This window comes from Bremerella sp. P1 (assembly GCF_028748185.1).
Classification (GTDB): Bacteria; Planctomycetota; Planctomycetia; order Pirellulales; family Pirellulaceae; genus Bremerella.
In genome coordinates this window covers 24,927-48,359 of the sequence record NZ_CP118164.1, presented here as the reverse complement: position 1 = coordinate 48,359, position 23,433 = coordinate 24,927, and the positions used below count along the sequence as shown (strand labels likewise).

At 56.7% G+C, this 23,433-nt stretch carries 15 protein-coding genes; 4 read left to right on the top strand and 11 right to left on the bottom strand.

Annotation, left to right across the window (positions count from 1 at the left end):
- Nucleotides 1–66 precede the first annotated feature (66 nt).
- Complete coding sequence (locus tag PSR63_RS00170) at nucleotides 67–1,035, bottom strand: D-2-hydroxyacid dehydrogenase (RefSeq protein WP_274329688.1); 969 nt, start codon at nucleotides 1,033–1,035, stop codon at nucleotides 67–69.
- Between the two features lie 193 nt (nucleotides 1,036–1,228).
- On the opposite strand from PSR63_RS00170, the gene PSR63_RS00165 reads away from it, so the two are divergent.
- From PSR63_RS00165 to PSR63_RS00150, 4 genes are all read left to right on the top strand, one after another.
- A complete protein-coding gene (locus tag PSR63_RS00165) occupies nucleotides 1,229–2,647 on the top strand; it encodes an MATE family efflux transporter (protein WP_274329686.1) in 1,419 nt (472 codons plus the stop codon).
- A 263-nt stretch (nucleotides 2,648–2,910) separates the two neighbouring features.
- Entirely contained in the window at nucleotides 2,911–3,723 is an 813-nt protein-coding gene (locus PSR63_RS00160; protein WP_274329684.1) for a DoxX family protein, read from the top strand.
- 3 nt (nucleotides 3,724–3,726) lie between these two features.
- On the top strand, nucleotides 3,727–5,499 hold the full coding sequence (locus tag PSR63_RS00155; RefSeq protein WP_274329682.1) for a Gfo/Idh/MocA family oxidoreductase: 1,773 nt from the start codon (nucleotides 3,727–3,729) through the stop codon (nucleotides 5,497–5,499).
- A gap of 164 nt (nucleotides 5,500–5,663) precedes the next feature.
- On the top strand, nucleotides 5,664–6,509 hold the full coding sequence (locus PSR63_RS00150) for a sugar phosphate isomerase/epimerase family protein (protein ID WP_274329680.1): 846 nt from the start codon (nucleotides 5,664–5,666) through the stop codon (nucleotides 6,507–6,509).
- Here the strand turns inward: PSR63_RS00150 and PSR63_RS00145 are convergent.
- From PSR63_RS00145 to PSR63_RS00100, 10 genes are read right to left on the bottom strand one after another with little or no spacing between them, the layout of a single operon-like run.
- Complete coding sequence (locus PSR63_RS00145; RefSeq protein WP_274329678.1) at nucleotides 6,478–6,822, bottom strand: hypothetical protein; 345 nt, start codon at nucleotides 6,820–6,822, stop codon at nucleotides 6,478–6,480. The two genes, PSR63_RS00150 and PSR63_RS00145, sit on opposite strands and share 32 nt — an antisense overlap.
- A gap of 60 nt (nucleotides 6,823–6,882) precedes the next feature.
- A complete protein-coding gene (locus PSR63_RS00140; protein ID WP_274329676.1) occupies nucleotides 6,883–8,838 on the bottom strand; it encodes a PDZ domain-containing protein in 1,956 nt (651 codons plus the stop codon).
- A complete protein-coding gene (locus tag PSR63_RS00135) occupies nucleotides 8,839–9,864 on the bottom strand; it encodes a S1C family serine protease (protein ID WP_274329674.1) in 1,026 nt (341 codons plus the stop codon).
- A 1-nt stretch (nucleotide 9,865) separates the two neighbouring features.
- A complete protein-coding gene (locus PSR63_RS00130) occupies nucleotides 9,866–11,656 on the bottom strand; it encodes a S1C family serine protease (RefSeq protein WP_274329672.1) in 1,791 nt (596 codons plus the stop codon).
- A gap of 17 nt (nucleotides 11,657–11,673) precedes the next feature.
- Complete coding sequence (locus PSR63_RS00125; protein ID WP_274329670.1) at nucleotides 11,674–12,900, bottom strand: NPCBM/NEW2 domain-containing protein; 1,227 nt, start codon at nucleotides 12,898–12,900, stop codon at nucleotides 11,674–11,676.
- A 36-nt stretch (nucleotides 12,901–12,936) separates the two neighbouring features.
- Nucleotides 12,937–14,001, bottom strand: a complete 1,065-nt coding sequence (locus PSR63_RS00120) for a hypothetical protein (RefSeq protein ID WP_274329668.1) — start codon at nucleotides 13,999–14,001, stop codon at nucleotides 12,937–12,939.
- Entirely contained in the window at nucleotides 13,998–15,968 is a 1,971-nt protein-coding gene (locus PSR63_RS00115) for a hypothetical protein (protein ID WP_274329666.1), read from the bottom strand. Before PSR63_RS00115 ends, PSR63_RS00120 begins: the two co-directional genes overlap by 4 nt.
- 60 nt (nucleotides 15,969–16,028) lie before the next feature.
- Complete coding sequence (locus PSR63_RS00110) at nucleotides 16,029–18,353, bottom strand: hypothetical protein (protein WP_274329664.1); 2,325 nt, start codon at nucleotides 18,351–18,353, stop codon at nucleotides 16,029–16,031.
- Nucleotides 18,350–21,112, bottom strand: a complete 2,763-nt coding sequence (locus tag PSR63_RS00105) for a hypothetical protein (protein ID WP_274329663.1) — start codon at nucleotides 21,110–21,112, stop codon at nucleotides 18,350–18,352. The genes PSR63_RS00110 and PSR63_RS00105 overlap by 4 nt, the downstream gene beginning before the upstream one ends.
- Complete coding sequence (locus PSR63_RS00100) at nucleotides 21,109–23,424, bottom strand: vWA domain-containing protein (protein ID WP_274329661.1); 2,316 nt, start codon at nucleotides 23,422–23,424, stop codon at nucleotides 21,109–21,111. The genes PSR63_RS00105 and PSR63_RS00100 overlap by 4 nt, the downstream gene beginning before the upstream one ends.
- Between the last annotated feature and the right edge of the window lie 9 nt (nucleotides 23,425–23,433).

Sequence of the window (23,433 nt, the reverse complement as noted above, 5' to 3'; positions counted from 1 at the left end):
TTCTAGTGAATGGTGATATCTTCCATCTTAGGGGTGTGTAAAGGCTGATTGAGTTGGCTTGTGCCGCTACGGCGTGGGTTTCCGCACCGGAAAGCCGAGTTGCTTATCAACCAAATTGATGGGAGTTTCGCCATTCAAATACCGTCGCAGATTCGTGCAGAACAACTGCGTTGCATCCGCGTTGCGGGTCGCTCCTTGGGCCCCAACATGTGGGGAAATGATTACATTGTCCATTGTCCATAGGGGGCTATCCGCCGGCAGGGGTTCGATTTCGGCCACGTCGACCCCAGCTCCCAAGAGCTTTTTGTTCTGGAGAGCCTCGATCAACGCCGCCTCTTTGACGACCTGGCCACGTGCCACGTTGATGAACCAGGCATCCTGCTTCATCGCTGCAAAGCGGCCCTCGTCGATGATGTGGTAGGTGCTCGAATTCAGTGGCAAGGTCAGGATCACCACGTCCGATTCGGCCAGTAGGTCATCAAGGCGGTCAGCCGGCCACAACTGCTCAACATGAGGCGGGCAGTCATAGGGAAAGAGGTCCGTCGCCACGATCCGGGTTCGGAACGCCGACAGGATTTCTGCAATTCGGCGTCCATTTCCCCCCAGACCCACGATGCCAACCGTTTTGCCGTGCAGGTCATGGGTAGGTCGTCTAGTATAATCTTTTACAGCTTGTGCGCGAAAGAAAACCGGTAAACTGCGAATCAGGCCCAATAAGAGGGAAAAAGTTTGCTCTGCGACTTGATTGGCAAACAGCCCCGAGGCACTGGAGACGATAATATCGGAGGCAATGACCTCCGGGACCAGGCAGTGGTCCATGCCGGCCGCCGAGGACTGGATCCACTTCAGCTTCCCCTTTTGGACCACTTCGGCCCAAGGCATGGGGACTTTGGCGTGTCCACAGAAGATATCCGCGTCGAGGATGGCTTCGGCGATCCCCTCCTGGCCTGCGTCGATCACTTCGACATCGGGCGCAACTTGTTGGATGGCCTCAACAAACTCAGGCTGGGTCTGGTAGCAAAGCGCAATTTTCATGAGCCTGGTATCTCCACGGTATCGAATGCGAAATGAAAGCGATGCGCTATCGTAATTCAACCTACCGGTGTCGACTATTGGGTTAAGTTCGCCTGTCGGATTTCCGAACCTTGACTGTTTGCGATTGTCTGGATGGTGCCTTCACGAATAATGGAAGCTCGCTTCGTATCGCCCCAACTCTCCCTAAGGCCCCATGGCAGAACCATCACAGCACGTTGATTCGATTGCCGAACTCGGCGACGACGAGAACTGGTGGAGCCGCCCATGCGGGATTCGCGAACTGCTGCTAATTGCGCTGCCGCTGATTGCCTCAACGGCCTCGTGGTCGATGACGAATTTCGTCGATCGGATGTTTCTTTTCTGGTATTCGCCGGAAGCGATGGCCGCCGCATTGCCCGCTGGCATGCTGCATTTCACGCTGCTTTGTTTTCCGATCGGCCTGGCTTCGTACTTAAATACCTTCGTTGCCCAGTACGACGGAGCTGGGCGTCCCGAGCAGATCGGAGCGGTCATCCGCAAAGGCGTGAAGTTTGGCTCGTTGATGATCCCGGCCTACTTTCTAACCATTCCCCTGGCAGCGTGGGCGTTCTCGCTGGTGGGGCATTCGGCGGAAGTCCAACAGCTGGAAGTACGCTATTTTCAAATTCTTACCTTCGGTGCGGGAGCCTCGGTTGTTTCGGCCGCCATGTCGACCTTCTTCACCGGACGCGGCAAAACGACGATCGTGATGTTCGTTGAAATTGGCTCGTGCGTGCTGAACGTGGCGCTCGATGGCTTGTTCATCTTTGGCTACTGCGGCGAGTGGCTCGAAGGGATCACCGGGGCGGCAATCGCTACCTCGTTGAGCCAGTGGTTTAAGGTTGTGGCCTACCTGATTCTGCTGTGGCGCCCGGCGAAAAGTGGTCAGTTTGGCTTTCTCGACTGGTCCAACGACGAGCCGGGCCTTTTGCGTCGGATCTTTCAATATGGCTCGGCCAGCGGTTTTCAGGTGCTCTTGGAAGTCGGAACTTTCACCGGCTTTACCTTTTTGATGGGGCGAATGGGCATTACAGCGATGACCGCCTCGACGCTGGCCGTGGATATCAACGCCCTGACCTTTGTGCCGCTGATTGGCTTGGGGATCGCGATCAGTACGCTGGTTGGCCGCGAGATTGGCCATGCCGACCCCGCCCGAGCCGCTGTGGCAACCTGGTCAGGGCTGCTGATTGCCCTGATCTACGCCGGCGGGATGGGGCTGACTTACTTCCTCTTGCCCGACTTTTTTCTATCGGCCCATGCCATGGGGATGGAGCCGACCGAATTCGAAGAGATCCGCGTGCTCACAATTGTCCTGTTACGGTTTGTCGCGTTCTTTTGCGTGTTTGATGCGGTAAACCTGGTGTTTGTCAGTGCGCTGAAAGGGGCTGGCGATGTGCGGTTTATCCTGACCGTCGGTTTGATCTTTTCGTCGGTGCTGTTGCTTCTGGCGGCGACCTGCTTGTGGCTGGACCGAATTCACGTCCAGGGACTGTGGGTAGCGATGACCAGTTGGGTAATCTTGCTTTCGCTGACGCACTGGGCCCGTTTCTTCACGGGACATTGGCGGAACAAGAAGGTCATCGACCCCGCCTAAATTGGCGTATTGGGGCGTAGTTTCGGGGAATTACGACGCCACTTCTTGGCGAAATGTCCATTTCTGGCAATAATTAACATTGGATGCATATCCGTATACCCCCGGCACGTAGCTATTCTAAAGTGCCACCCCTCCAAGATCCGCACACCCCGAAATATATCTTTTGAGGAGCTAGTTCCCTGTCTACCTCGAAATACCAACTTGGCTGGATTGCCATTGTGATTTTAGTCCTCCTCCGGTGCGTCACCGGCTGGCATTTCTTTATGGAAGGTTCCAAGAAGGTACAGTCTGGCGATTTTTCGTCGGCCGGCTTCCTGCGAAACGCCAAAGGCCCGTTCGCCGAAAACTTCCGTGGAATGGTTTTTGACCTCTATGGAACGCAGCGGCTCGATAAGAACCTGATTAAAGGACGTGCCGATGGGTACCGTGGCTGGGCGCTGGATAAGTTCGGCGATGAGCCAGCGAACCAGTTCCAGAAGGCACTCAGCCGCTACAACAGCCGGATCGACTACTACTTCGACGAAAACGCTGAAGACATCGAGAAGTACTTCAACGAGCTTCAGGTCTACGAAGAGAAACGCCAGGACCAGCGTTATCGTGGTGTGGCCCACTACGAAGATCGCTTGGAAGAGAAAGATAAAGAGCTCTACGGTAACCTAAGTAAGTGGACCAACGATATTGCCAAATTCGAGGCGGACTATATTGACGACCTCAATACAATTGGACAGTCGGTAACGCAGTCGGATGCTCGGGTGAACCAGGTGAATCCTAACCAGGGACCTGTCGATTTGATCGTGACCTGGGTCCTTTTCATCTGCGGTATTTTGTTGATCTTGGGGCTGTTTACACGGTTAGCGGCCTTAGGTGTCGCCGGATTTTTGCTCCAAGTGATGCTGGCTCAGTGGCCATTTGCCCACGGAGCGGACCTTACCTACGTCTACTATCAGTCGGTCGAGTTTGTCTCGCTGTTGTTGATCGCCGCGATTGGCGCCGGCAGATTCGCTGGACTGGATTACATTCTTTGGAACTCATTTAGCAAGTGCTGCAGCCGCGGTGCATCCAATAAAGGGGAGTAAATCATGAATTTGAAACCAGAAGAGCTCGCCGTCGGCAAGGAAAACTTCAACGAAGCACTCGGTGTGAATCGTCGTGACTTCCTGAAGGGTGTTGTCGCTGCAGGTGCCGTTTCCGGTGCCGGTTTGGGTGCCATGTACTTTGGCTACTCGAAGGTTAAAGATCCGGTCCGCGTCGGTGTCATCGGTACTGGTGACGAAGGTAGCGTGCTGATCGGTGCCCTCAACCCGGAATACGTCGACGTCGTCGCTATCTCCGACATTCGCCCTTACAACGTGCATCGCGCGTTTCACGGCGACCATTCCAGCCCTGCCGCTTTGGACGCCCGCCAGGGTCTGATGTCGGTCTACGACTGGAAGACCGAAGACGAAGCTAAGAAGCACGTCAAGGTTTACACCGACTATAAAGAACTGCTGGCCGACCCCAATGTCGAAGCCGTCATCTGTGCGTTGCCGCTGTTTATCCATAAAGAAGTGGCCATGGAAGCCATGAAAGCGGGTAAGCACGTGCTGACCGAAAAGCTGATGGCCCACACGGTCATGCAGTGTAAGGAGATGGCTCGTATGGCCGAGGAGCAAAACCTCTACCTCGCTACGGGTCACCAACGGCACTACAGCGTGCTGTACGACAACGCCGTGAACCTGATCCAGTGGGGCGTGTTGGGCGAAATCCACCACATCCGTGCTCAGTGGCACCGCGGTAACTTGCCAGGTGGCGACAGTTGGCAGCAGCCAATCCCCGGTGGCGAGAAGTTGGCCGACGGTTCGATCGAAGACAAGATCAAGAGCGGCATGAACGCCTTCAAGAAGCGTGCCGACAGCGAAAGCGATCCGACGCGTCGGGCTCACTACAAGGCCATGTACGCTCAGTACGCCGCCTGGAACGAAGATCAAAACATCGACGCCACCAAGTATGGCTACAACGACTTCACTATCCGCAACCGTCAGGGTGGCGAACGTCCGATCTCGGCATTGGAAGAACTCTGCCGCTGGCGTCTGTGGGACCGCACCGGTGGCGGTCTGATGGCCGAACTGGGTAGCCACCAGTTGGACGCCGCTTCGATCTTTATCAGCGCCCTGCGTAAGGACGGCAAGAAGGCTCATCCTCTGGCCGTTCATGCAACCGGTGGACGTCACATCTTCGGTTACGACCGAGATGCCGACGATCACGTTTACTGCATGTTCGAGTTCCCAGGCAGCGGCTACGATCCGTCGTTCGACGTTGGCTACTACGACGACGTCACCAACTGGCCGCCAGAGAAGAAGGGTGTGCCTTCCTACCAGGAAGATCCTCATAAGAAGGTCGTCGTGACCTACTCGTCCATCAACGGCAACGGCTTTGGTGGTTACGGGGAAGTCGTGATGGGTACCAAGGGTTCGCTCGTTCTGCACAACGAGAAGGACGTCGCCCTGTACAAGAACGGTGTCTCGGCCGATACCAAGCTGAGCGTCAAGAAGGACTCGGATGGCCCGACGATGGATACCCAAGCCAGCGGCGGTCAGACGAAAGCGGCTTCGCTTGCCAACGCAGCCAGCCAAGGCCCTGTCAGCCGTGGTTATACCGAAGAGATCGAACACTGGGCCTACTGCATCCGCAACCCAGCACCAGAAAACAAGCCGAAGTGTCACCCAGAAGTCGCCATGGGCGATGCGGTGATCGCACTAACAGCTCGCCTGGCGATCCAACGCTCGAATCAAGGCAAAGGTGGTTACATTCCATTCAAAGAAGAATGGTTCGACGTCCACAGCGACGCCACCCCAGAGAACGACCTGGCGTAGGTTCTCACCTCGCTCAAGCGTAAAAATTGAGAAAAGGCCCAGTGATTCATTTACTGGGCCTTTTTTTTGGACGTATACCAATGCGCATGGTTGCGATCCCCGAAGAGGTCCTTTACATTCCGCTAAAGCGCTTCCTATTGAAACCTGCCTAGAAGGAGATGACTGTGGAAAAGTGGGCGATTGGTGTCTTCACCAGCATTGATGCCGGACTCGGCGTGGACTTAGATGTGGCCCAAGAGTTGGGTATCAAGACGATTCAAATTCACGCTCCCCATCAGTCCTCTCGCAACCAAGAGGGTGCCGACAAAATTTTGGCGAAGCTGAAAGAGTACGGCATCGAAGTGACCTGCGTCTTTGGCGGCTTCGAAGACGAAAGCTACGCCGACATCCCAACCACGCAGAAGACGGTTGGCTTGGTTCCGCCAGAAACGCGTGCTGCCCGAACGGCCGAAATGAAAGAGATCGCCGACTTCGCTAACCAGCTTGGCTGCAAGTGCATTGGCCTGCACATCGGCTTCATTCCTCACGATACTAGCGATCCGCAGTACTCGCAGGTTGTGGCCGTCGCCCAAGAGCTCTGTGATCACTGTGGTGCGATGGGGCAAGCCGTGCACCTGGAAACGGGACAAGAGACGGCTGATGGCCTGTTGCAGTTCATCGGAGACGTCGCTCGCGAGAACTTGAAGGTCAACTTCGACCCGGCGAACATGATCCTGTACGGGACCGGCGAACCGATCGAAGCCGTCAAGAAAGTGGGCAAGCATCTGGGCAGCGTCCATTGCAAAGATGCCAAGTGGGCAGCCAACCCAGGCCAGGAATGGGGCCAGGAAGTGCCGCTGGGCGAAGGGGATGTCAACATAGAAGCCTACCTGCGAACGCTACAGGAAGTTGGCTACGAAGGTCCGCTGACCATCGAACGCGAAATCCCGCAGGAACCAGAACGCCAGAAGGCCGAGGTGGGACACGCCGTGACGCTGCTTAGCGATTTGAAGACGAAGATTCTCGGTTAGTCGAGTTTTGCTTCTTCGACGGCCTGGGCCGTAACAACCAGATCAAGATTAAAAGCGGGATCACAATGATCGCCGCTTTTTTAAATAGCAGAACCGACAGGACGGAACCGATGCCGATCGTGGCCAACCAGACCGGCAGCTTCGAGATCTGCGGATACCCAATCCACACCGCTCCCAGGACCAGGCCAATTCGTAGCAAGACGGCCTGAACCGGTCCGTAGTACGCCTGATCATCGGCAAACAGCCAGATACCTCCAGCGACTGCTAATGTCGTCAGCGAGATCAGTCCGATTTGCGAGCGTTTCGAGAGCATCGTCCTCGCCGGGGGGAAATGGGGCAGGCAGCAAAGGAAGGCGGCATCAGGGCGAGACGATCAAATACGATCGAGCGAGTTGAGCCAGTTGGAAAGAGTTTCGATGTCGGCCTCCGAAAGCTCGCTTCCCCCGCCATTTCCCGTTGTTTCCGCAGGAATGACGGCGAACTTCATCTTTTCGAGTGCCTCGATCTGCGGGGCAACCGAAACGGCCGTATCGGAATCCTTAGGATTCAGGAACACGATTTCCAGACGCTCGAGTGGCTCGTTGTCGGGGATGTTGGTTCCGCGAGGAATACCTGCTTCAATCGTCACCGCACCGGTTTGAACGTCGCGGTTTTCAAAGCCGTGCAGTAGAGCCATTGCCCCGCCTGACTTGCCGCCCACGGCAGCCGTTCGGGTCGCGTCGATGTTGTAGTTGTCACGAACGCGGTCGATCATCTTCCGCACGACCGAGATCTCAGGGCGGGTCCAACGCGACTCGCTTGCCGGCTGAATCTCTAGGACGGCGTAGCCGAAGTCTTCGGCATGCTTCTTCCACGATTCCCACTGCGGCTCGATCTTGAATTCGGCGTCTCCCAAGAGCACAACCAAGCCGAGCGAAGGCAGTTTCTTCGCGGCCTCTGGGACAAACAGCTTAGCACTGTTCTTCTCTTCGGCCAGTTGGAAATCACTTTCGCCGGTGACGATGCCTTCGCGGTCCTCAGCGCCTTCTGGGGCGGCTGGCTTGGCCGTGGCGGCGAGAAACTGGTTGGGCATGCTTTCTGGGGTAACGTCCAGCGTTTGTTCCACGTCGCCGCGCAGGACGACCAGCTTATGGGCGACGTCTGGTTCGGCTGTGGCGACGGCCTCACGAAGCGTTTGCGGAGCATCGATCTCGGTGTCGTCGTACTTCACGATCTTGTCGCCCGGCTGAACGCCAGACGTCTTGGCGGCGGTGTCGTCGAACACGTGCGTTACGACCGCCGCGTCGAGCGTATTTCGATCCAGCTGAATCCCCAGGAAGGGACGCTCATAAGGAATCAGCTCGGCCGCTAAGGTAACACTAAACGTCAGCTCTTCGTCGCCCCGCTTTACCTTGAACTCAAGCGTGTCGCCGGCGTAGGCTTCGCCCAGGATGTGTTTCAGTTGTGCTTGTCGCTCGATCGGCCGGCCATTGGCGCCGATCAGGATGTCCTTCTCTTGAATACCGGCAACCTGGGCGGGACTGTTGTAGCGAACGGCGGCGATTTCAGCCGGGTCGGCGACGATGTCCTTCCCTTTGAGGTTGATGCCCAGCAGGCCTGGCTTGAGATCTTCGCCTTCCTTCAGCGTATCGAGCCGCTGCTGGATTTCTGTCAAAGGAACGGCAAACCCGATGCCGGAGTCGTACCACTCAAACCCGCCGGTGGCACCAGGGTCTTGAGGAGACAACGGCGTAAGGATACCGATCACGCGTCCCTGAATGTCGATCAGTGGACCGCCATAGTTATTGGGCGAGATCTTCGCATCGGTTTGTACGGCCTTGCCCCACACCCGGTGCGTTGCGCTGACGATACCCACGGAGACCGACGGTACGTCCTTGGCAAACGTCTTGCCCAAGGCGATCGCCCATTGGCCTGGCTGAAGTTGCTCACGGGCAACGCCTTCGGGCACAGCCAGTTCGGTGTCGGTTTCGACTTTCAGCAGAATCAGGTTCCGCTGGGTGTCTTTGGCAATAATCTTGCCGGCGACGCGTTTGCCGCTGGGCATAGTGACCAAGATCCCCGAGGGCTCTTGGATGAAGCCATAGAGAGTCGAAAGAATGAAACCGTCGGGCGAAACGATGGTTCCAGTAGTGCGACTGGCTCCTTCGATGGGACCGCCTCCTTCGATCAAACCACCAACCGTTTCAATTTGCACGACGCTGGCGGCGACACGATCGACGGCCGCTTGAATGGCTTCTTGTTCAGCGACATTCAATTGCTGAGCTTGCCCAGGTGAAGCGAGCAGCAACAGACCCAGCAAGCAAGACAGGATGGATAACGGTTTCGACATTTATTTCAGTTCGTTCAGAGTGAGTTCGACCAGTTGTCCGTCGCGCAGCACCGTTAACGAGACGATATCGTCTCGATCCTTGTAGCTAAACGTTTCGATCAGCGCCTTTTGCGAAGAGATCAGCGTTCCATCCGCGTACAGAATCAAATCATCCGGTTGCAGCTTTGCCGCCGCAGCCAAGGAATCGCGTTCAACGCGTTCCACGTAGGGTGGTGTTTTATCCAGCACGTTCGGCACCAGCACCAGGCCCAGGTGAGTCAAGGTAAGTGGCGAGAGTGGTTTCTCTTTCTCCGGATCGATCGCAGGTCGCGAACGGCCGGCTAGAAGGTCCTCGATCGGTTCTCGTAACTGGGCGATCGGGATCGCGTAGTTCAGCCAGATGTCATTCCGCGAGCTACGCAGTTCTTTGCCCAGCAGGCCGGCGAAGTTGCCGTCCTGGTCGGTCAGCACGCCACCAGCGGCACCGGGATTGTTCACGATCGCGTCAACGATCAGAACAGGGCCTTGGTAGGCAGACGGGAACGTGCTGCGTCGAGCTTCCAAAGGCGTGATGGCGGAAACGTAGCCGCTTAGCACGCTGGCGGGCTCGTCCCCTGCGGCAATGCCGAACAAGTTGCTGAACGACAAGATGCGATCGCCCACTTTGGGGGAGACGCCTTTGTCTAAGCTGAAGTGCGGTGTGTTTTCGGCGTCGATCTTAAGCAGTGCGATCCCGAAGCGAGGGTCGGCTGCGGCAAGCTCTGCCACGAAATGACGGCCATCGTCCAGTACGACGGTGATCACGCTCGAGTCAAGGACGTAGCTCCACGCCGTCAGGACATGTCCCTTATCGGAAATGAGACTGCCGGACTGGTACGACTCGAGACCACGCAGGCCCCCTGCCCCGTAGATCTTCACGACTTTACGTTGAACGTCGCGGGTCACTTCACGAAGGGTGGCTTCGGCGTTGGCCGTTTGACCAGGCAGTAGCACGCATAGGGCAACTGCAGCGGCCAGCAGCGTCTGAGTAATGTGCTTACGACTCATTTTACGCTCCTTCGCCGGCTGGTTTCACCGACCACTTTTTCACCGTGATGATATCGAACGGATCGTCGCCGTAGCGAACGACCATCCGATGCGGAAGCGTATAGCCATCGGTCTCGCGGTATTCGCTGAATTCAATTTCGCACGGATCAGAATCGGTCTCCGGGAACATTTCCAGGACCATCAACTGCCCGGTCTTTTGATCGAAGTAGGCTCGGATTTCCAGGGCATCGTACAGGCCGACAAGTACGTCGTACTGTACTTCGAAATCGCGTCGAGGTGCGGTGCCCAGGTAATAGACTTCACCAAAGGTGTCGAATTTCTCGCGGAGCAGACGCTTCCAGCTGTAAAGCGCCAGGAACAGACCGCCGCTGCCTGAGGGCTCTAGCTTTTCGGTCAGGTCGCCGGCGATTTCAATATTGTGATTGACACCGGCCATCTTACCTTCGACGGTCATCGGCCCGATGTGAATCGTGCCGTTATCGTTATCGACTAGCGAGTACTGCAGCTCCCAGTTGTCCGAGGTCTGCGACCAGTCTCCCATCGCGTCGAGGGCCTGGCGGAGGCGGTTCTGATGCTCTTGGTTGAACTGATAGTTGGCGTAGCCTGTCTTTTCCTGGTAAAGGTGCTTCCACTCTTCCGGCGGCTTGGCCTCTTCCTTCGGTGGGTGTCCGGGGACAGGGATTGGCTTCTTCGGCTTTTCTTCGCCCTCTTCCTTGGGAGATTCCTCGCCATCTTCCGGCTGCGGGGCTTCTTCGGGACTTGGTGGAATAGGAGCGTTCCCGGTTTTCTCGAGCAGCTCTCGACGCGAGTGGACACCGGCCAGGCGAACGACCGTATCGTAGCGTTTCCCTTCACGGCGATATGAAAGCGGGATGCTCCAGCCGCGCGGGTAAATGCCGAGGATGTTCTTGAAGCCGTTGACGGTCGTGATCTCGCGATTGCCGAAGCTGACGATCTCGTCGCCATAACGCAGGCCACGTCGGTAGGCGTCGGAGGAACTCAGAATGTTGGTCACGACGACGCGTCCTTCGGTGTCGGTAGTGACCGTGGCACCCAAGGTAGCGTGGTCGATGATGCGACCACTTTTCAGGTAACCCAGGAAGTTCATGACCTGGTTGATGGAAATCGCGTAGCCGACGCCGACGTTGACGCGGCCACGCTTCTCGAACGAGCCGCGACCGTTGATACCGATGAGTTGACCCTTGTCGTTGAACAAAGGACCGCCTGAGTTGCCCGGGTTAATGGCTGCATTGGTCTGCAGGCAGTCGGTGTATTCCAACAGCGTTCCGGCTGGGTACTGATAGCGATGTACGCCGGAGACGATGCCCCAGGTAACGGTCGGTTGCAAGTCGGTTGCCAAGAGAAACGGGTTGCCCACGGCAAAGCACCAGTCGCCAGCCTGAACCGAGTTGCTATCGACGATTTCGGCCGCCGGGAAGTCATCTCGTCCGAGCATCTTAATGACCGCGACGTCCCCCACTGGGTCGACGCCAACGATGACCGCATCGTAAACCTTGCCACCGTCCTCAGGCATGCTGCACTTCATGAAGTTGCCAGCAGGATCGGCCACGTGGAAGTTGGTGACGGCGTAGCCATCGGGGCTGATGATGACCCCGCTACCACCTCCGGCTGCGCCGGCGAAGACCGAGATCGTCGATGCCGAAGCCTTGGCGACGGCTGCGATCCGTTCCTGTTCTGCTTTGAGAACCAGATCCATCTCCACTGCATTTGCCTGGTAGGCAAACAGGAGGGAAAGTGCGATCAGTGGGGCAATGTGAACAGTGCGAAACATGCGGGTTTCTTCTCGAATTACTTGAGCAAGCGTGCCTGGCAGAGGTGCAGCACGTCGCCGAAATCTTCGCCGTCATTTGCGTCGACTACAATTTTGAGTCGGCTGACGCCTGAGATGTTCAAGGCGATATCTTCGGGCGGGGTTTCGTCGTTAAATTCTTTTTCAAACAAGATCTTCTGATCGCCAATAATCTGCAGTTTCGCCGTGCAGGTACCCAAGCTTTCTGGGGCGATCCCGACACGCATCTGCAGTTGGCGGAAGCCTGATGGTAGTTGGTAAAGCAGTTCCGAGGTCGCATGGACCGCGATGCCGCGGGAGTAAACCTGGGGCTGCTGATCTTCTTCGAGTTGAATCGCATCTCCCTGGAACGATTGGTTCATGCGTGGGGCATACACCAAGGATAGGTCATCCACCGCGATGGCCGACTTAAGAACCGGTGTCCAGGTAATGCGAGCCGGTTTCAGCTCGTCTAAAAACTGGATGTTTCCGGCGGCGAAGTCGAGCTTTGTGATGCGGTCGAATGGAATCGGTATTTCGGTGCCCGTCAGGACGGTCACCCGCGTTTGGCCATTGTTCATCTTGATCGAGCGCGCGACGAGTGTCGAATTGTCATTCAAGTGCACGACACAGAGGGGCGCAGGAAACTCTCTTGCGGCACGCTGATAGAAGAGAAGCCCGTATAGCTTCGATGGATTGACGGTTGTTGTGATGTCGTCGAGCTGGATCTTCACGCCATCGGCAGTCACTCCATGAATGACAACCTCTTGTACGGTCAGCATGCCTTCGCGGTTGAGAACAATGGCATCGCCGCCGGTGTGCTCTTTGGCAAGTTCATCCCACTTTTCTTTCAGCGGGTCGTCGTCCGATTGTGGATCGGTCGGAAGCAGTCGCACCCCTTTGAGGGCACTTCTGCCAATTTCGACGCGGGCTCCCCTGGGAAGCATCAACTCGGCATTGCGTGACGAGACGAGCATGTCTGCCGTTAGCAATCGCGAACCATCGGCAAAGAACAGCTCTTTGGTGACCGGTTGCTTTTCAGCGATGTCCGAAGGTTGGACCGGGCGGACGCTGATGATGTCTTTGGCAGGAAAGACGGAAGACTTGCCATCGGCAAGCTGAATTTCCAGGGAGTCGGCCGACAACTCGATCAGGTCGCCGCTAGTTTTGGATCCGTCCAATTGCTGCACCTCGACCGCTGGACCAGCGGCGAGGAGCGAAAGCATGATGAGGGAAAGCGTCTTCATGAGGCGTCATGTCTCAGAGCGACAAAAGTCGTGTGGTTAGTTGTTGGCTGAGGATGGGTCGCGGGCAATCTTGCGGAAGTACTCTTCAATCGCCCGGCGATAATGCGAAGGGTATTCGTTTGAGATTTGCTGCAACGCTTCCTGGCGTTCTTTTGGAGGTAGGTTGCCCCACTCTCCCTTGCTCTTGATTTCTTTCGTGTCGACATTGCCAGGACCGCTTTCGCTGCCAGGCATACTGTCTTGCTGCGGCTGCGATCCCTGGCCGCTACCCTGTTGGGATTGCTGTTGCTGCTGCTGTTGTTGACGTTGCTTCTCGAGTTCTTCGATCATCTTGTCGAGCTTGGCGACGACATCTTCTTCGGTCTTGCGGACCTTCTTGCCGGCACGGCCCATATCGAGGCGACGCTCGATGTCCCGCATCAGGCGGGCAACTTCGTCCAAGGAATCGGTCTCGAGTGGTTCAATGTCTTTAAGCATCATCTGCGACAACGCGAGGTACCGGGCCGGAAGTCCTTCCGAACGGGCCAGCAGCTGTTTGAGCGTGCCCACACACTCTTCCTTCTGCAGAAGATAGTGTTGGCAAGCCGCTTCAAAGAACAACAGAGCGGCTGGGTCGACAACCTGATCCGGCGTCGGTTCGCTCAGTTCTTTGAGGGCTTCATCGTAGAACCCTTTTTCCGCAAGCCATTTGCCATAGACGAATTTGGCATGGTTCACCAGGAAACCTGGCGGCCAGGCGTCAGGGTTGCTTGGGTCGAGTTCGATCGGACCTTGGTAGATGCTGGTGTCTTGGAAGGCTTGAAGCTGTTGCCAAATATCGACCGAGCTGATTTCAAGCGATTGGTCGAGCAGATCTCGCAGGCTGAGCGTCGTCTCGCTATCTTCACCCCAGAGGGTCAGCAGCTTTTGCTTGGTGTCAGACGGAGCATTGGTGATCTGGCTCCAGGCGGTGAGTTCTTCCGCCAGTTGTTCACGTGTGGGAGGGGCCCAATGGTCGGCAACGGCGAGACCCGATTCCGCGTGAGCAAATCCTGCGGAAACATGTAGTCCCCCGAGAGCGACGATACTGCAAACGCAGCAGGCAATTCGGCGAAAACTCATTGGTTCTTCCCCTGAACATTGTCCCGAGTGATGTCGTAAATGCGGCTTTGACGCTCGGCCAAGTCCCGCAACAGATTCTTCAAATCTTCGCTGGTCGCTTGACCGACATCGTCGTCGGCGTCGTCCAGCATTTGAGCGTATCGATTGGTTCGTTGATTCACGCGAACTTGCATCGACTTGATCAGCCGGAGCTCGGCAATCTTGTCGACCAGCGGTTCTTCACCCTGTTGCTGCTGCTGTTGTTGCTGTTGCTGCTGTTGTTGTTTGCGTTCTTCCTGATCCTTCTGAGCTTGCTTGAGGGCTTCGAGCAGTTCCTCGAGCCCCATGACGATGTCTTCTTCAATGGTGATGGTCAAACTGTCGAGCTTGGCTTGTCCCAGCCGATTGGCAACTTCGGCCATGTCTTCGCGAACCATCATCATCGATTCGGGAAACGCGATCGAAGAGCCTTCCTCTTTGAGCAATTCCAGGCACTTGTCGGCTTCGACAATGATTTGCTTTTCGGCGAAGCTGAGCTTGCCCGCTTCGGCGTCTTCAGCCGATCCGCGCTGGTCGAGCGGAATCTGCGAGAGTCGTTCGGTATCGTCATTCACGCGAAGCTGCATTTCGAGCATCTTCGTGAAACGTGCTTCCAGGCGAGCCAAAACTCGCTCGATTTCTTCTTCGCGAAGCTGACGCAGGATTTCTTCCAACTCGGCAATGGCCTGGGCCAACTCATCGCGAGCCGCTTGTTGCTCTTGAACAGCACCATCCTTGTCGGCTTCGTCGAGCTTCTTCTGGGCCTCTTCCATTCGCCGCTGAGCTTCTTCAATTCGCTTGCGGGGCGAGAATTCTTGTTGTTGCTGTTGTTGTTGCTGCTGATTTTGCTCGCCTTGTTCGCCCTGCTGACCTTGTTGCCCCTGTTGGCCTTGCTGCTGGTTTTGCTGACCTTGTTGGCTCTGCTGGCTTTGTTCGCCGGACTCGCCCTCTTGGCTTTCCTGCGATTGGCCATCCATGGGGGACTCACCCATTTGGCCTTCTTGCTTCTGGGAATCCCCTTCCTTTTTCTCGGAGTCACCCTCTTTGGGTTCGCCTTCCTTCATTTCCTGGTCGGATGATTCCCCTTCTTTGGGTTCCCCTTCGGAATCGGAAGACTGTCCTTCTTTGGACTCACCTTCTTTCGACTGTCCCTCCTTCGATTGCCCTTCTTTGCTTTGGCCCTCTTGGGATTCGCCAGATTGGTTCATGTCGCCAGACTTGTTCTCGCCTGACTCCCCTTCCTGGTTGTCGCCTTCTTTGGAATCGTCGGATTGTCCCTTTTTGTCATCCGAATCACCAGACTTGCCATCCTTCGACTTGGCATCGCCATCTTTGGAAGCGTCTTCAGGGCGGCCCCCTTCTTCCTGCTCGGCGATTTCATCGGAAAGGGATTTGGCGTCATCCGCCAAGCGAGCTTGTTCGTCGGAAAGCGGCTGCGTCTTAGCACCCCCTTCGGTTCGACCTTGGATACTTCGCTGACGATTTAGTAGCTTTTGGGCCGACTTGATATAGGACTTGATGCGGGCTTCTTCGTCTTTGATCTGCTCGTCGCGGTTTTCACTTTGTAGAAGCTTGAGGAGCGTCCGAAGATCGTTCTCAATCATGGTTTGCTGATCGGTTGCCCGCTTAAGTTGTCCCTCCGTGAGCGAGCCGGTCGTCTCTTCCATTCGCGACAAGACACGCAGGTTGCGACTGTTGCGAACGGCTTCGCGGAGCAAGTTGGCTCGCTGGGGATTATTGGCCTCGTCGATATCAGCCATCTTGAGCATCAGCTTTTCGAGCACGTCGAAATTGGCACTGAGCTGTTGTTGACGTTCGGCCAGGTTGTCCTTCGAGGAGACTTCAGGAGCCTGGGCCTGAGCAAGGCCCGCGGTGACCGCGATGCAAGTAAGGAGAATCAGCCCTCGCAGTCCAAACAGCGCACTTCGAATCGAAGGACTAGTAGGCATCGTGTTCTCCCTAGGATGAGAAAAGGGGTGGGTGATCACATTGTAACCACCTGAGGACATTTACTTTAACAGATCTAGGATCTGCTTCTTCCGCAAATCTTCCGTTTCTTCGCGAAGATCAGTCTGTGCGTCGATCAGTTGACGCATCTTTTCCATAAGTTCGTTGAAGTTCTCCAAATCAAACATCTTCTCTAGGATACGTTCCATTTCGAGAATGATTGCGTCCGTTTGCTCCAGGGCAACCTCTACAACCGGCATAAATGGCTCGGGCTGATCGTAGAGTGCCTCCAATTCTTGCGTTGTGCTCTGTAATTGGGCATGCATTGGGTCCGAAAGCTTGGCAATCGGCTCGATAATCATTTTCTCGAGTCGTTCCTTTCGAGCGGTCGTATCCATCCGGTTAGACGTGAGTTCTACCCGAATTTCTTCGAAACCGACCCGAATTCCCACGAGTTCTCCGTCGGCCTTCTTACTAGCCTGCTGAGCTCGTTGGATTCGTAATCTCTGCAGATCGAGTGCCTTACGGAACAATTCTTGTGGATCTTGCGGTTCCCCGCCCTCCTGGAGGGTGGTTTCCGAGGCAGCAAACTTCTCGGCACCGAGGGCAAACCGCTTTGCGTCGATCTGGATGCGGGCGTATTCCTCGCGCAGCCGCATGGTCTCGTCGCGGATCTGCTCGAAGCGGCGACGCAGGTCAAGTTCACGTCCTTCCAGCAGGGATAGCAGCTTGTCCGCCGTGACGACATCTAATTGAAGCCGGTCAGCCGTACCGATATTCCCTTCCCCATCCAGATCGCATTTGTCCTGGGCGAAGACAGCAATGGTCAGTTTGTCGTCCGGGATGACACGGAGAACACCGTCGGGCGTCTGCTGATTCTTCAGGTCGATGGTCGTGGTGAACGCTCCATCGGCGTCGGTCGTGATAGGAAGCTCCATCTTAGCTCCGCCGATGACCTGGATTTCGACCCACGAGCGAGCGACTCCGAAGTCATCCTGGATGCGGCCTTCCAGCCGAATCTGAGCGTTCTGGGTGATCGCCGTGCCGATGCCCACCGGCCGCATTTCGACCGCCGGCGGCGAGTCAGGTACGGCAGCGATCTTCAATCGGTAAGGTATCTCGTTGGTAACGCCGTCGATATCGTGCAGCGAAACCTCTAACGGCAAGTCCCGCGAGATGCTGGTGTATTCCTGGCGAATGGTGGTAACCGGTGGATCGAAGGTCAGCTCTTGCGACTCTTGGGTCGAAAGATCGAACAGCGTTGCCGAGACGACCGGCTTGCTGGTCGTCATGCTCAACGTGACTTGTGAGCCAACCGGCAACTGGGTAGCGCCGGAGACGACTTCCTTACGTGGCAAGAGCCCGGTGTACTCAGGTAGCACAGCGTCGACTTCGCTGCTGGTGATGAATGGTCGATCGACGACCTCGATCCGATAGTCGGCCATCTTGTGGTCGTAGCCAATGACATCAAACGTAAGCGAGGTAGTCATCCCGGTCAGGGGCTTACGATCGAAGACGAATGGCATCTTGCCATCTTCACTGGTCGCACCTACGCGCTGCATGCGGACCGAGTCCGAGATGCCATCGCTGGTGCGATAAACGAACGTGCAGTAACGCGGCGTGTACGAGGCATTGGTGTCGGCGGCGACCAACAATCGAACGGAACTGCCTCGGGCGATTTTCACCGTCTTGTCGGTGAATGGAATGACGACCGTCGTTGATCCTTCCTGACCGCCGGTTTCGTTGCGCTGAAGAATCTCGAGGCCGACGACTTCAATCCGGGCCAACCTCGGCCAGGTTTCTTCGCTGAGGGCCAGACGGCTGACCCAGGTCTGAAACGCAGGAAACGCGATCAGGGCGAACACGCCTATACTGAGCACGGCGGCGACGGCCGCGGTCCCCTTGCGCCACAGGGGCGTAGGATCGAAGAGGTCGGTAAGTTTCGCTTCCGGCAAAGCGGCCAACGCATCGTGCCGTGTCTTGGAGAGCATCTCCTGCTCGTACTCGTCGGCGACTGCCTGCGATTCGGCAGCTTCGACCGTGGTCAGCAAGCTTTCGCCAAACTGCGGGAAACGACGTTCGATCAACAGGGCCAAACTGCGGTTGGGCATGCTGACGGCGAGTCGACGGAAGATGAATTGAATGGCTATCCAAAGGGTGCCAATGCCGGCAATCGCCAAAAGCACGGTGCGTGCTTCGACCGGCATTTCGCTGGCACCGAACGTTACCGGCAGGTAATCGATGCCCAGGCCGACCCAGAAGACGATACCCAGCCACACGACAATGGCGGCGATGCCTTCGAGGATGACATAGCGGCGGATGCGGCTGCGAAGCGTGGAAAGCAGCTGAATAATCGAATCAGGAAGTGGCTCGCGCGGAGTGCTCATGCCAGTTTTGCAAACCTCCGTTGAATCCATTCCACGCTCAAAGCCAGAACAATGAATGCCATCAGCCAGCCTCTCAGGCTTTCCTGGAAGCTGCGGTCGGTCAAATCAGGAAGTGCCGTGTACATGTCGCGCGGCGGAAGAACTTCCGGGCCGATGTAAGACGGCAGGTTATCACTTTTCATCAGGTCATTAATTCCAACAATCGACTTGCCGCCGGTTTCACTGGTGAGGGCCGTCAGCACGGCGTCATCACGGCGTGGGTTAGCGATTTCGCGATCGGGGATTCGAGCTCTTACTTCACGCGTCAGCAAGCTGTCGTCGCCCCCGCCGGGAAGCATGACTTCAATGCGGTACTCTCCGTCTTGCAGCGGTGTGAATTGTCCGGCGTACTGCCCCTGTTCAAACTCCGGCAGTTGGCGGAGGATCAGTGGCTGTTCGGAACCATCCGGCAAGATCAGACTGGCTTCGATTTGCGGATCGGAAAGTGGATTGTGTTGCGAGTCGGTGAGGAACGCACGAACGTCGACCGTTTCGCCCAGCGAGACACGTTCGGCACTGACTAGCAGTAGCCCTCGGCTGGAGTCGCGAGCCAGTCGCCCTTGCGAGGCATAACGGATCAGCTTGGTGTAGAACGCTTCAAAGTAGCCGACGTCCATCGAACGGATACGCCACATTTCGCCACTTCCCAGGAAGATCACGCGGCCGGCACCGTAGAAGTGCGAGGCCATGTAAACAGGCGACTTATTGTCTCCGAGCCCGCCTTGGGCGTCGACTTCGGCCCAGACCGAGGCCCCAGGCTTGACCCCGCTGACGGTGAAGTAACCGTACACGCCGGGGAACTGTTGCCAAATGCGGCTGCTGACGTCGGCCGAGCTATCGACTCGCAGGGCTTCCGCCTTCTGGCCTTCTGGTGTCATGACAATCTTGCGGGCAGTCTCTGACCCGAAGCGTCCGAGCCCAATCGAAGTACCGCGGCTGAAGAACGTGACCGGGTGGAGGTCCTTGATGATATCGATCGCGTCGTTACCACGTCGCAAGCTGGCCCATTCGGGCGTGTAGATCGGACCGGCCACGACAATCAGGCCGCCGGCCTTTTCACCGACCCAGCGTTCGAGCAGTTGGATCTGATCGAGCGACAGTTTCGACCAGTCCGGATCGAAGGCAATTATGCAGTCGTAGTTTTCAAAAAGTTCGGTTGGATCGTCGGGGAAGTCAAACAAGAGTTCATCCGATTCCTGCGAGATCCCCTGCTCTCCCGTTTGCAAAAGGACGTGCAGTTCGACGTCTTTGTCACGGTACAGTTGGTTGCGAAGGAAGCGGTATTCACGCGTCGGCCCGCCAGCGAGTAGCAGCACGCGATTCCGCTGCTGCACGATCTGGACCTTAACCATCTTTTGGTTGTCGGACTGATCGATGTCAGTTTCCGAGGTGGAAACGATCCGCAGCTGATAGGCCTGCGTGCCGATGTTTTCTGGCGTGATCTGGAAGTCGACAGGAATCACTTCGCCATCTTTGCCCAACTGGATCGGCTCAGAGGCCATGTCGATCGCTTCTTCTTTGAAGTTGCCTTCTTCGTCGACGACGCCGGAGGCAACTTGCAGCGTGACAAACTTGTTGGGCATGCCGAAGCCTTGGATGTAGCCACGGAGCTGGAACTGATCGCCGGGATAGGCTTTGGCCGGGGCTTCCAGGTCGACAATTCGAACGCTTTGCGGCTGCTGATCGGAACCGAGTCCGACCGTCATGATCCGGGCTCCAATTTCCCTGGCCATGCGAGCCGCTTCGATCGGTGGCGTTCCTTCGTTGTTGGCCCCATCAGTCACCATCAAGATGCCGGCGAATGGGCCACCCCGTTCCTGATTGACCAGTTGAATCACGGCATCGCCGATGCGGGTTTCCAGGCCGGTGGGCTGCAGCGACTTGGCCCAGTCGACGTCGGCGATTTGCATGGTATCGTCCTGGCTAGGATCGACCGGTGCGGTTTCGTCCGTTTCTTCTGCTTCGGCCTGCGGTTCACCCAGGACGATATCCCAGGGGCGAACTTCATCGTTCTTTAGATCGCCGAATGCAACCAGTACCACGGCAGAGAGTAAGCAGATTGCGCTAATAAAGTTGAGCGGAGCCGCACCCTTGGACGCCGCGGCAAGTCCGCCGGTCACCAGGGTAATGAGCCCAACAAGTACCAGCCCGATCCCAGTCCAGGTGATCCACGTCATTTGCGACCACTGTTGATCGAACGTGGCCGAGTGTTGTTGTTCCAGCTCGACTTCATCTTGGCCGGTGCGTGGGAAGAACGCGACACTTCTCGGAGGGGACGAGTCGTCGAAGGTCAACACGCTGACATCGTGGGAGTCGCGAAGCTTGTCAAGTAATTCGCTCTGCGAGAGGAGCGTAATCGCTTGATCGGCGCGGGATGTTGTGTCGGACCCAGCACCTGGTGTTGCGTCGGAAAGCCCCATGCTTTGACTGGTATCGACCATCACGGCCACACGTGAGTTCTCGCGGACTTCACGCTGTGTTTTCTTTTCCAGGTTGAAGAAGAAAAACAACAGTCCGAGTAACGCGGCCGTGCGCAAGCCGAACAGAACCAGTCGGCTGAGCGATGGCAAGGCATGCGAATCACGACGAGACCACCACCACACGAAAGTGACAATGGCGGCTACGACAGCGACCAGCGTTGCCCACTGCGACCAGTATGGCAGTTCCGAAAGTCGACTGAACTGATAAGCGGTGACGGTATTGGTGGCGGCCTGATTCACGCGGCAGATGCTCCTGGAGCCACGGGGTGGTAGCTCGCGTAAAAGGCCAGAACTTGTTCCAGTAGTAGCGCCCCGATTACCAGGACCAGCAAGATGGTCTGCCAATTGGTGCCCTGCTGGGCAGCGTTATCGTATTGCCATGCATCGGCGGCGACGTAGTTGAAAGTCACCGAAGGATACAACTGGCGAAGATTGGTCTCGTTCATGCTCAGCAGATCGCTCTCGGTTATCTCAGGAGCTAACGAATAGCGTCGTACTTCGTTGGAACCGTCGAGCTTGGTCAGCCAGGCTTCATACACGCCTGCCTGGCCGGTCAGAAAGCGTCCGGTGACCGAATCGACTCCGCCTAGTTCTGCGCTGCCATCCAAAGTGCCGGCGACCGGCTCCATCTCCAAGCGTTCGCTACGATCGGTTGGAAGCCGTGTCGCTCCCGGGCTGTAAAACTGAACGTCCGAGCGATAGTCAGACGTCGGAACCGTTACTGAGATGGGTGAGCCAACCGGGAAAGTCGACTCGCTATTCTTCGCGTTGCTGGCGTAGTTGCGTAGCTCGAGGATCGCGACGATAAAGCTTGGGTTCGTGGCCCAGCTGTTCCACTGCGGACCAAGCGAGGTGAGGAAGGTGACGACCTTGCCTCTGCCCAATCCATGTTCCAGCACGAGCGGGTCACCGTTTCTCAGGCTACCCAGCACGCGGACGTTCTCAGGCTTCTCGGTATTGAACTCAGGGACAACTGGGAAGTAGTTGCCGACGACCAATCGCCGCAAGAATGGGTTCTTTTCGCCAGCGAAGACTTTGAACACCGGGTTGTCGCCAGGATCAAAATCAGGCGGTCCATCCGGTGTATTCTGCGAAAGCTCGGCCGGACCTTGAAGCGTGGTGGGCAAGAGGTTCGCTTTGGAGAGTTCGGCAAGTCCGAGTTCGTTGCTGCCAGGACCACAGTACCAAACGATCCCTCCACCAGCTTCCACATACTGTTTGAGCGTTGTGATAATCCGTTCATCCAGCATCGGGGGATCGATGATGAAAACGGTTTCAAACTTCGCCAGGTCCTTCAGCTCAGCGGTCGTTAGGAAACTGCTGCTGGTGGTGGTAGGGCTAATCCCTGTCGAGACATTCGGGCCGGGATTGAAGACCGACTGCAGGTAAAATGCGTTGGTCAACTTGGGGTCGCCATCGACGATCAGTACAGGGATCGTCGACTCGACTCTTGTGGTGGCGAAGCGGAGGTTATCCAGCGGAAGCGGATCTTCCGGCAGGCGGAACGATAGAACGCTTGAGCCTTCGGCCGGGAAAATGATCTGCGTTTGCCGCGTAACCTGGTCCCCCGGCGGGATCTCGTCGAAGGTGATCGGCAATTGATCGTACAAACGCTGAAGAGCGTTGCCGGCTTGCGAGATGTCGGCGACGCCAGAGCTCGATCCAAAGAGCTCGATGTTGACCGGGACGTCGATGGCCGTTTGCTGTCCGAAATTACGGACGGAAACCTTCACGATGGTTGGAATGCCGGCGACGACCGTGCCGTTGCCAATCGAAACGTCGGTGATGGCCAGGTTGTCTTGAGGCAGCCGTGCGCAGTTGATCCAATTGAGTTCGATCGCCCGCTGTTCGATGCGGGAAATCGGATCACGCAGGGTCGCTTCCGAGCCCCAGTCCTTCTCGCGGAAGTCGGAGACGATGTAAACCTGGGCGACCTCCGATTGGTCGAACTCGGTCACGATTTCGCCTGCTCGTTGGAGGACCTCGGCCAGCGGAATCGTTTGCTCGGTGGGTGATGTGTTGGCGAGAATCTCTTGAAGCTTGGTGATGCTGGTCGAATCCATGTCGACTCGCATGCGGGCTTCCAGATTCGGCGCTTTCGCATCGGCATCACCACGCAGGATGTCCGAATAAAACACGACGGAAATCCGCTGAGGGCGGTCTTGATTGGCCAGGTTCTCGATGATGCGATTGGCGGTCTTCGTGGCCGACTCGAAAGCCGTGTTGCCACCCAGGCGTTCTCGCATCGAGAAGGTGTCATCCAGAAGGATCAGGTGATGCGTCACCCGGTCGCCGATCATGCTCGACCAGCTTTGGGTGGTGATCAGGCCGGCCAGCATGGCGACAATCAAGGCAATGGCGGCCATACGCGTGAGCAGCAGCAGAAGCTGGCGGAGCATGACCCAGTGCTTCATCCGCCGATGGCTTTGAAGCAGGAAGTCCATTGCCGCCCATTTGACGCGCCGATGCCGCATCATGTTGATCAGGTGGATCAACACGGGAAGCGATACAAGGGCAAACGCCCAAGCCAGGGCTGGATAGACGAAAAGCATTACGCCTCA